Source organism: Nocardioides ginsengisoli (genome assembly GCF_039537225.1).
Taxonomy (GTDB): Bacteria; Actinomycetota; Actinomycetes; order Propionibacteriales; family Nocardioidaceae; genus Nocardioides; species Nocardioides ginsengisoli.
Window position 1 is genome coordinate 76,416 of sequence record NZ_BAABAC010000023.1, and the last position, 9,356, is coordinate 85,771.

At 73.0% G+C, this 9,356-nt stretch carries 11 protein-coding genes; 8 read left to right on the plus strand and 3 right to left on the minus strand.

What is annotated here, in order from left to right:
• The first annotated feature begins 10 nt into the window (after positions 1-10).
• Positions 11-1,435: a Re/Si-specific NAD(P)(+) transhydrogenase subunit beta gene (pntB, locus tag AB4880_RS11890; protein WP_367919451.1), complete on the plus strand. Its 1,425-nt coding sequence runs from the start codon at positions 11-13 to the stop codon at positions 1,433-1,435.
• A 186-nt stretch (positions 1,436-1,621) separates the two neighbouring features.
• Here pntB and thpR read toward each other — a convergent pair whose 3' ends face one another.
• From thpR to mftR, 3 genes are read right to left on the minus strand one after another with little or no spacing between them, the layout of a single operon-like run.
• Positions 1,622-2,173, minus strand: coding sequence for an RNA 2',3'-cyclic phosphodiesterase (thpR, locus tag AB4880_RS11895; protein WP_367919452.1), 552 nt, complete (start codon positions 2,171-2,173; stop codon positions 1,622-1,624).
• Positions 2,170-2,919: a VIT1/CCC1 transporter family protein gene (locus AB4880_RS11900; RefSeq protein ID WP_367919453.1), complete on the minus strand. Its 750-nt coding sequence runs from the start codon at positions 2,917-2,919 to the stop codon at positions 2,170-2,172. The genes thpR and AB4880_RS11900 overlap by 4 nt, the downstream gene beginning before the upstream one ends.
• The gene (gene mftR, locus AB4880_RS11905) at positions 2,906-3,556 is read right to left on the minus strand and encodes a mycofactocin system transcriptional regulator MftR (protein WP_367919454.1); all 651 of its coding nucleotides are present in this window, start codon (positions 3,554-3,556) and stop codon (positions 2,906-2,908) included. The genes AB4880_RS11900 and mftR overlap by 14 nt, the downstream gene beginning before the upstream one ends.
• Before the next feature lie 54 nt (positions 3,557-3,610).
• Between mftR and mftA the strand changes: the two genes are divergently transcribed.
• The 7 genes from mftA to mftF are packed head-to-tail and all read left to right on the plus strand — an operon-like array spanning position 3,611 to position 9,299.
• The gene (gene mftA / locus AB4880_RS11910) at positions 3,611-3,733 is read left to right on the plus strand and encodes a mycofactocin precursor MftA (protein ID WP_367919455.1); all 123 of its coding nucleotides are present in this window, start codon (positions 3,611-3,613) and stop codon (positions 3,731-3,733) included.
• Complete coding sequence (gene mftB, locus AB4880_RS11915; protein WP_367919456.1) at positions 3,733-4,014, plus strand: mycofactocin biosynthesis chaperone MftB; 282 nt, start codon at positions 3,733-3,735, stop codon at positions 4,012-4,014. The genes mftA and mftB overlap by 1 nt, the downstream gene beginning before the upstream one ends.
• Positions 4,011-5,261, plus strand: a complete 1,251-nt coding sequence (mftC, locus tag AB4880_RS11920; RefSeq protein WP_367919457.1) for a mycofactocin radical SAM maturase — start codon at positions 4,011-4,013, stop codon at positions 5,259-5,261. Before mftB ends, mftC begins: the two co-directional genes overlap by 4 nt.
• Positions 5,262-5,269: 8 nt before the next feature.
• Positions 5,270-6,511 (plus strand): pre-mycofactocin synthase MftD, encoded by a 1,242-nt coding sequence (mftD, locus tag AB4880_RS11925; protein ID WP_367919458.1) that lies wholly within the window; start codon positions 5,270-5,272, stop codon positions 6,509-6,511.
• A gap of 9 nt (positions 6,512-6,520) precedes the next feature.
• Complete coding sequence (gene mftE, locus AB4880_RS11930; protein ID WP_367919459.1) at positions 6,521-7,204, plus strand: mycofactocin biosynthesis peptidyl-dipeptidase MftE; 684 nt, start codon at positions 6,521-6,523, stop codon at positions 7,202-7,204.
• Positions 7,201-7,929 (plus strand): mycofactocin-coupled SDR family oxidoreductase, encoded by a 729-nt coding sequence (locus AB4880_RS11935; protein ID WP_367919460.1) that lies wholly within the window; start codon positions 7,201-7,203, stop codon positions 7,927-7,929. The genes mftE and AB4880_RS11935 overlap by 4 nt, the downstream gene beginning before the upstream one ends.
• Positions 7,926-9,299 carry a mycofactocin biosynthesis glycosyltransferase MftF gene (gene mftF, locus AB4880_RS11940; RefSeq protein ID WP_367919461.1) on the plus strand — a complete coding sequence of 458 codons (1,374 nt, stop codon included), beginning with the start codon at positions 7,926-7,928 and terminating at the stop codon, positions 9,297-9,299. The genes AB4880_RS11935 and mftF overlap by 4 nt, the downstream gene beginning before the upstream one ends.
• Positions 9,300-9,356: the final 57 nt, after the last annotated feature.

Genomic DNA, 9,356 nt, shown 5'->3' on the forward strand with positions numbered 1-9,356 from the left:
GAATGTCGGAATGGACATCAACTCCATCACCGGTGCGGCGTATATCGTCGCCGCCCTGCTGTTCATCCTGTCGCTGGCCGGTCTGTCGAAGCATGAGTCCGCCAAGAACGGCCTCACGTTCGGCATCGTCGGCATGGCGGTCGCGCTGATCGCGACCGTGGTCGGCGTGATCGACGGCAGCGAGTTCCTCGACAACCGCGCGCTCGTCATCATCCTGATGCTCGCCGCCGTCGCGATCGGCGCCGCGGTCGGCCTGTGGCGGGCGAAGATCGTCGAGATGACCGGCATGCCGGAGCTCATCGCGATGCTGCACTCGTTCGTGGGTCTGGCCGCCGTCGCCATCGGCTGGAACGGCCACGTCCTCGGCTCGCACGACGACCTGGCCAGCCTCATCAACATCCACGAGGCCGAGGTCGCGATCGGCATCTTCATCGGTGCGGTCACCTTCACCGGCTCGATCGTCGCCAACCTGAAGCTGTCGGCGAAGATGAAGTCCGCCCCGCTGATGCTGCCGGGCAAGAACTTCATCAACGTCGGCTCGCTGGCGCTGTTCGCGGTCCTGACCGGCATCTACGTCGGCATGGACACCCACGACAACACGGACGCGACGATCCTGCTCGCGGTCATCACCGTGCTCGCGCTGGCGCTCGGCTGGCACCTGGTCGCCTCCATCGGCGGCGGCGACATGCCGGTCGTGGTGTCGATGCTCAACTCGTACTCCGGTTGGGCCGCGGCCGCCTCGGGCTTCCTGCTCAACAACGACCTGCTCATCGTCACCGGCGCCCTCGTCGGCTCCTCCGGTGCGTACCTGTCGTACATCATGTGCAAGGCGATGAACCGCTCGTTCATCTCCGTCATCGCCGGTGGCTTCGGCATCGAGGCCGGCCCCGCCGACGACAAGGACTACGGCGAGCACCGCGAGATCCAGGCCGACGCCGCCGCCGAGCTCCTCGCCGGCGCGTCCTCGGTCGTGATCACGCCGGGCTACGGCATGGCCGTCGCGCAGGCGCAGTACCCCGTCGCGGACCTCACCGCGAAGCTGCGCGCCAAGGGCGTCGACGTCCGCTTCGGCATCCACCCGGTCGCGGGTCGCCTGCCCGGGCACATGAACGTGCTCCTCGCCGAGGCGAAGGTGCCCTACGACATCGTGCTCGAGATGGACGAGATCAACGACGACTTCCCCGAGACGGACGTCGTCCTGGTCATCGGCGCCAACGACACCGTCAACCCCGCCGCGGCCGAGGACCCCACCTCGCCGATCGCGGGCATGCCGGTCCTGGAGGTCTGGAACGCGAAGGACGTCATCGTCTTCAAGCGCTCCATGGCCGCGGGCTACGCCGGTGTGCAGAACCCGCTCTTCTTCCGCGAGAACAGCCAGATGCTGTTCGGTGACGCGAAGGACCGGGTCGAGGACATCGTCAAGGCGCTCGGCTGACACCCGTCGTACGACGAAGGGCCGGCTCCCCGCGTGGGGGGCCGGCCCTTCGGCTTTCGTCGGCCTGTGCGGCGGCGGGGTGATCGACCCGGCAGAAGTTTGCGCCGGGTCAGTGCGTTTTGCGGGCCAGTTTGTGCCGGGTCGGCGCGTTTTGCGGGCCAGATTGTGCCGGGTCGACCGACCCTGTCACAGCAGCACCTCGGCCAGCAGCTCGTACCGCGGCGTCCCCCGGGGCCCCTCGCCCAGATGCGACCCGATCACCGCCACCGAGCCCACCGACCACGCCGGCCCGGCGTAGTCCGACAGCAGGCGCACCCACGAGGTCAGCTCGACCTTCCGCCCACCGGTCCGCGCGACGGTGACGTGCGGCCGGAACCGCTGGCCGTCCACCTCGATCCCACTCGCGACGGCGGCGTTGCGCACACGCACGGCGAGCTGCTCGAGCGGGGCCGGGCCGGAGACGCCGACCGCGAGCACCCGCCCCTCGACGACGTTCGGGAAGGCGACGGCCCCGGTGAGGGACGCCGGCGCGGGGGCGATGTCGTCGAGCGACTCGGCGAGGCGGTCGACGTAGGCGTCGAGGTGGCGCTCGGGGGCGTCGGCCATGAAGGCGAGGGTGAGGTGCATCTGCTCGGGGCGGGCCCACCGGAAGTCGGCAGCGGAGCGGCGGGGCTCGAGGAAGGCGTCGAGGTGGTCGATCGCCGCGGCGGCGGGGACGATCGCGGTGAAGGCCCTCATCCGACCTGCGTGCCGACCAGCTGGCCGATGCCGTGGGTGACGAGCATGGCGAGCAGGCCCCCCAGCACATTGCGTACGACGGCCCGCGAGGGCGATCCGTAGCCGAACCGCGCGCTCGCCCACCCGGTCAGCGCCAGCGCCACGACGACGGCCCCGATAGTGACGGGCACGCGCGCGTCGACGCCGAAGAGCAGGATCGTCAGCAGCGGCAGGATCGCGCCGAGCGTGAACGACAGCATCGACGCGAAGGCGGCCTTCCACGGATTGGTGAGGTCGTTCGGGTCGATGCCGAGCTCGACCTCGGCGTGGGCGGCGAAGGCGTCCTTGGCGGTGAGCTGCTTGGCGACCTCGAGGGCGAGGTCGGGCTCGAGGCCCTTGTCGACGTAGAGGCCGGCGAGCTCGGCGAGCTCCTCCTCCGGGTCCTCGCGCAGCTCGCGGCGCTCCTTGGCGAGCAGCGCCTCCTCCGAGTCGCGCTGGGTGCTGACCGAGACGTACTCCCCCGCGGCCATGCTCATCGCGCCGGCGGCGAGGCCCGCGACGCCGGCGATCAGGATGGCCGTCCGGTCGGACGTCGCGCCGGCCACGCCGAGCACGATGCCGGCGGTCGAGACGATGCCGTCGTTGGCGCCCAGGACGCCGGCGCGCAGCCAGTTGAGGCGATCGTTGAAGCCTTGCTCGTGCGGTTCGTCGTCGTGGGGGCCGAGGGCATCCTCGGGGATCTCGGACTCCGTGTCAGCGCCGGTCATGGGTCCATGATCCCCCGGCGGGTGGAGTCGCCGCGACCGGTGCGCCGCCGAGATAGCCGAGGAGCCCGGCCATCGCGGCGTCGAGCAGGTCCTCCAGGACGGCGTCCTCGTCGGCCAGCCAGGCGTCGTACGCCGTGAGCGCGAGCGCCAGCGACACCTGCGCGACCAGGCGGGGCAGCAGGTCGTCGGGCGTACGACCGGTCCGCTCGGCGACGTAGTGGGCGATGACGGCGCGCCAGTCGGCGTACCGCAGCACGGAGTGGGCCTGCAGCTCGGGCGTGGTGAGGATCAGCCGCATCCGGTCGCGGTGGCTGGGCCGCGCGTCGGCGGGGAACCGGTTGAAGGCCACGACCGCGCGGTGCACGGCCACGTGCAGCGGGAGGTCGTCCGGCTGGCCGGCGAGCAGCTCGCGGAAGCCCTCGAGGGTGAGGTCGAAGCGGCCCCACGGGATGTCGTTCTTCGACTCGAAGTAGCGGAACAGCGTCCGCCGCCCGACGCCGGTGGCGCGCGCGATGTCGTCGAGGGTGGTCGAGGCGAACCCGCGCTCGGTGAACAGCGCGAAGGCCGCCTGCTCGATGGCGGCATGGCTGGTGGCGACGGGGCGGCCCCGTGCCGACGTCCGCGCGCTCTCGACCATGTCGCCGCAAGTTAGCACGCCCCACCCCTTCCTTTTTGGCCACGAGTGCCATTAGTGTGCCCTGAACCACACCGAAGAAGGAGGAGCACGATGAACCCTGAGAACGAGCAGGCTGAGCTCGTCGCCGAGGACCTCATCGAGGAGGTCTCGATCGACGGCATGTGCGGCGTCTACTGATGGACGCCCTGCTGGGAGAGCCGTGGACGCTCTCGCCGTCGGTGGCCCTGCGGCCCGAGCCCTTCGGGGCGCTGGCCTACCACTTCGGCAACCGGAGGCTGACCTTCCTCAAGCGGCCCGAGCTGGTCGCGGTGGTCCGCGGCCTCGGCACGGCGCCCGACGTACGGACGGCGCTCGAGGACGCCGGCGTCCCGGCCTCCCAGCATGCGGCCTATGCGGCCGCCCTCCGCGGCCTGGCCGCGACCGACATGATCCGGCCCCGAACGGAGACCTCCGCATGACCGCCCTGACCGAGCGCCCCACCCAACGACCCGAGACGGGCAGCCTGGTCCAGCAGTTCGAGTACGGCCTCGACGCCCCGATCTGCCTGACCTGGGAGCTCACCTACGCCTGCAACCTCGAGTGCGCCCACTGCCTGTCGAGCAGCGGCCGCCGCGACCCCCGCGAGCTGACCACCGAGCAGTGCAAGGCGGTCATCGACGAGCTGCAGCGGATGCAGGTCTTCTACGTCAACATCGGCGGCGGCGAGCCGACCATCCGCCCGGACTTCTGGGAGCTGGTGGAGTACGCCGTCGGCCACCAGGTCGGCGTGAAGTTCTCCACCAACGGCGTGCGGATCACCCCGGAGCGGGCGCGCTTCCTCGCCTCCACCGACTACGTCGACGTGCAGATCTCCCTCGACGGCGCGACCGCCGAGGTCAACGACTACGTCCGCGGCCCGGGCTCGTACGACACCGCCCTGCGCGCCCTGCAGAACCTCAAGGACGCCGGCTTCCGCGACGCCAAGATCAGCGTCGTGTGCACCCGCGAGAACATCGGCCAGCTCGACGAGTTCAAGGCCCTCGCCGACAAGTACGGCGCCACGCTGCGCCTCACCCGCCTGCGCCCCAGCGGCCGCGGCGCCGACGTCTGGGACGAGCTGCACCCGCTGCCGGAGCAGCAGCGCGAGCTCTACGACTGGCTGATGGCGCACACCGCCGACGGATTGACGCGCGGCGAGCAGGTCCTGACCGGCGACTCGTTCTTCCACCTCGCCGCCTTCGGCGAGTCCCTGCCCGGGCTCAACCTCTGCGGCGCCGGCCGCGTGGTGTGCCTGATCGACCCGATCGGCGACGTCTACGCCTGCCCGTTCGCGATCCACGACGAGTTCCTGGCCGGCAACCTGCTCGCCGACGGCGGCTTCCAGCAGGTGTGGCAGACCTCCGCACTCTTCCAGGAGCTGCGCTCGCCGCAGACCGGCGGCGCCTGCGCCTCGTGCCGGTTCTACGACTCCTGCCGCGGCGGCTGCATGGCGGCGAAGTTCTTCACCGGGCTGCCGCTCGACGGGCCTGACCCCGAGTGCGTCCAGGGGTACGGCGAGTCCGCGCTGGCCCAGCTGGGGAGGGATCGCGTCATCCCCGCCGCCAGCCAGGACCACTCCAAGGCCACCCCCACCCGCAACCAGCCGGTGATGCTGCAGCTGCTCACCCGGCCCCCCGTGTCGGCCTGCGCCGAGAGTCCCCTCGCCGGCTTCGAGCCCCAGATCTGAGAGCAGCCATGAAGTTCGAGAACCCCTGGAAGCAGAACCCCTGGTTCGAGTCGGTCGCGGTCGCCCAGGAGCGGGCCCGCAAGCGCCTCCCCCAGCCCGTGTACGGCGCGCTGGTGGCCGGCTCCGAGCGGGGCCAGAGCGTCACCGACAACCAGGCCGCATTCGCCGAGCTCGGCCTCGCCCCGCACGTCGTCGGCCAGCTGCCCGAGCGCAGCCAGTCGACGACCGTCTTCGGGCACACCATCGGCAGCCCGGTGATCATCAGCCCGACCGGCGTCCAGGCGGTGCACCCCGACGGCGAGGTGGCCGTCGCCCGCGCCGCGGCCGCGCGCGGCACGATCATGGGCCTGTCGAACTTCGCGTCCAAGAGCGTCGAGGAGGTCACCGCCACCGGCGCGACGACCTTCTTCCAGATGTACTGGACCGGCGACCGCGACACCATGATCCAGCGCATGACGCGTGCCCACGACGCGGGCACGAAGGGCCTGATCGCCACCCTGGACTGGTCGTTCTCGATGGGACGCGACTGGGGCAGCCCCGAGATCCCCGAGAAGGTCGACCTCAAGGCGATGATCCGGCTGGCGCCGAAGGTGGCGACCAAGGGCCGGTGGATGTGGCAGTTCGGCCGCGAGTTCCGCGAGACCGGCAGGCTCCCCGACCTGACCGCCCCCAACCTGGCGCCTCCGGGAGGCGCGGCGCCGACCTTCTTCGGCGCCTACTACGAGTGGATGACCACCCCGCCGCCCACGTGGGACGACGTCGCGTGGATGCGCGAGACCTGGCAGCAGATCAGCGGCACGCCGTTCGTGCTCAAGGGCGTCTGCCGCGTCGACGACGCCCTGCGGGCCGTGGATGCGGGCGTCGCCGGCATCTCGGTGTCCAACCACGGCGGCAACAACCTCGACGGCACGCCTGCCGCGATCCGGATGGTCCGCCCGATCAGCGAGGCCGTGGGCGACCAGATCGACGTGGTCATGGACGGCGGCGTGCGGCGCGGCTCCGACGTGGTCAAGGCGCTCGCGCTCGGCGCGAAGGCGGTCATGATCGGACGCGCCTACCTCTGGGGTCTCGCGGCCAACGGCCAGGCCGGCGTGGAGAACGTCCTCGACGTCCTCTCCGGCGGCGTCGACTCGGCCTTGCGCGGGCTGGCGCTGTCGTCGACCGCCGAGCTGCGGCCCGAGCACCTGCTCATCCCCGACGGCTTCGACCGCGCGCTCGGGCTGCCCGAGCCGGCCGACGCCCGGAGCTGAGGCCGAGCCGTGGACGGCGCGCTCGCCGAGGCCACCTCGCCGGACATCCCGGTCGCGCCGACCGTGCTGGTGCCGGTCGGCTCGATCGAGCAGCACGGGCCGCACCTGCCGCTCGACACCGACACCGTCATCGCGACGGCGGTGGCGACGGAGGCCGCGCTGCACCTGACGATGGCCGGGCACGACGTCCTGGTGGCGCCCGCGCTGACCTACGGCTCGAGCGGCGAGCACCAGGCCTTCGCCGGGACCAGCTCGATCGGTACCGACGTCCTGCACCAGGTGGTCGTCGAGCTGACCCGCTCAATGACCGCCTGGGCCGCGCGCGTCGTCCTCGTCAACGCCCACGGCGGCAACCTGAGGGCGCTCGAGCGCGCGGTGAGGCAGCTGACCGACGAGGGACATGACGTCGGCTGGGTGGCCTGCGCCACCGAGGACGTCGACCTGCACGCCGGCCGCACCGAGACCTCGCTGATGCTCCACCTGGCGCCGTGGAACGTCCGTATCGACCGCGCCGAGGCCGGCAACACCGGCACCCTCGACGAGCTGCTGCCCGCGATGATCGCCGGCGGCGTGAAGGCGGTGTCGCCGAACGGCGTCCTCGGCGACCCGGCCGGCGCGAGCGCCGAGGAGGGCGTCGCCGTGCTGGCGTCGATGACGGCGGACGTCGTCCGGTTCGTGGCGGACCGGTCGTGAGCCGGGTCGTCCTGGTGACGGGCGCGGCCCGCGGCATCGGCGCGGCGACCGTCCGCGCGCTGGTCGCGCGCGGCGACCGGGTGGTGGCGGTCGACGAGCTCGTCGTACCGTCCGAGGACGCACAGGTCGTCGGTCAGCTGGCCGACGTCCGCGACCGCGACGCGCTCGCGGCAGCCGTCGACCTGGCCGTCGAGCGGTGGGGCCGGCTCGACGCGGCCGTCTCCGCCGCGGCGGTGATCGCCGGCGGTCGACCGCTCTGGGAGACGCCCGAGGCCGACCTCGACCTGCTCTGGGACGTCGACGTGAAGGGCGTGTGGAACACCGCCGCCGTCGCCGTCCCCGCGATGCTCGCCGGCCCCGACCCGGCGGGCGCCCGCTTCGTCGCGGTCGCGTCGGCCGCGGCCCACCACGGCCTGCACCACCTGGCGGCGTACAACGCGGCGAAGCACGCGGTCGTCGGCCTGGTGAAGGGGCTCGCCGCCGACCTGGTCGGCACCGGCGTCACCGCCTGCGCGGTCTCCCCCGGCTCGACGCGGACGCCGATGCTCGACGCGACCGCGGCGCTCTACGACCTCCCGGACGTCGAGGGCTTCGCCGCCAACCAGCTGCTGCGGCGGCTGCTCGAGCCCGACGAGATCGCGGCCACCATCGCGTTCTGCTGCAGCCGAGAGGCCGCCGCGCTCAACGGCTCGGTCGTGCAGGCCGACGGCGGGTTCGCGCCGTGAGTCCGCTGCCCAGCGGCTTCGCGGTCCGGCTGCGGGACGACGTCACCCGCGCCGACGACGGCGACCTGCTGGTGGGCGGATCCCCCCTGCGCGCGCTGCGGCTCAGCCCGCGCGCGCGGGCGCTGCTCGACGGCGACCGGCTCCTCGTCCGCGACCGGGCCAGCGGCCTGGTCGCGCGACGCCTGCTCGACGGCAACCTGGCCGATCCCGAGCTCTCCGGGCCGGGCATCGACGTCGGCCTGCTGACCGTCGTGATCCCGGTCCGCGACCGGGCCGCCCAGCTCGACCGCGCCCTCGCGGCCGTCGCACCACTGCAGGCGATCGTCGTCGACGACGCGTCGCACGACCCCGCCGCGGTCGCCGAGGTCGCCAGCCGGCACGACGCCGAGCTCGTCCACCTGCCGTGGAACCTTGGGCCTGCCGGGGCGCGGAACGCCGGATTGGAGCGGGTCGGCACGCCGTACGTCGCCTTCGTCGACTCCGACGTGAGCGTCGACGCCCCCACCCTGCGGCGGCTGGCCCGCCACTTCGAGGACCCGGCCGTCGTCCTCGTGGGCCCGAAGATCGTGGGCCGCTCGCGCAGCGACCGGCCCCGCTGGTTCGAGCGGTACGACGAGAAGGCCTCCTCGCTCACTCTCGGGTCGCGCGCCTGCGCGGTCCGGCCGGGCGCGGCTGTTGGCTGGCTGCCGAGCGCCTGCCTGGTCGCGCGCACCGACGCGGTCCGCCCGGGCTTCGACGCGACGATGCGGGTCGGCGAGGACGTCGACCTCGTCTGGCGGACCGTCGCCGCGGGCGGAGTGGTGCGGTACGAGCCGGAGGAGGTCGCGCTGCACGACGTACGGCCGGGGATGGCGGGGTGGCTGGGCCGCAAGCTCGCCTACGGCACCGGCGGCGCGCCCCTCGCCGCGCGGCACGGCGACGCGATCGCGCCGGCCGTGCTGTCGCTGCCGATGGCGGTCGCGGGCGCCGCGGCGCTGGCGCGGAAGCGTTGGTCGGCGCCCGTGGTGGTCGCGAGCCTGGCGATCGGAATGGCGTCCGTCGAGCGCCGCCTGCCCGCCCACACCGGGCGTCGCCGGCTGGCGGCCGGCCTGGTGGCCCGCGGCTTCGGGTGGTCGGTGCGCCAGGAGTCGGCGCTGCTGCTGCGGCACTGGTGGCCGCTCACCGTGCTGGCGCTGCCGAGCCGGACCGTACGGCGGATGGTCGCGTCGGCGCTGGTGGTCGACGCGGTCGTGGCGCGGGTGGAGCACCCCGGCGCGCCGTACCGGATGGTGGCGCGGCGCCTCGACGACCTGGCCTACGGCGCCGGGCTGTGGCTGGGGGCGCTGCGCGCGCGGTCGGTGCGCTGCCTGCTGCCGCGGCGTCCGCGCTGAGCCGCTGAGCCGCCGGGGCGCCGGGGCGCCGGGGCGCCGGGGCGCCGGGGCGCCGGG